Below are 298 nucleotides of genomic sequence, written 5' to 3' on the forward strand. Positions count from 1 at the left end.
GTGGATTTGATCAAACGTGTTTGGGAGCACAAACAGAAGGTGGTTCCGGGGTTTACTGCTACCTACAATACGCATATGCTGGTTTATTATGAAATCCATCAGAGCTATATCGAGGCTGCCCGGCGTGAAAAACGTTTCAAGAATTGGCCACGCCAATGGAAAATAAACACCATTGAACAGTTGAATGCAGAATGGCGTGATCTGTACGAAGATATTTGCCGTTAATCAGATCGTCTGGATGCCGCGGACAAGCCGCGGCACGTAGGCGGCAGGGTGAATTGTCAACAGGCCCTAATAA

The 298-nt window shown here is 47.3% G+C and carries 1 protein-coding gene; it reads left to right on the forward strand.

The features are described from left to right. Window positions 1-225, forward strand: coding sequence for a GIY-YIG nuclease family protein (locus tag ACQUTA_RS13125; protein WP_444988715.1), 225 nt, complete (start codon window positions 1-3; stop codon window positions 223-225). The last annotated feature ends 73 nt before the right edge of the window (window positions 226-298 follow it).

Source organism: Legionella navarrensis, from assembly GCF_052527415.1.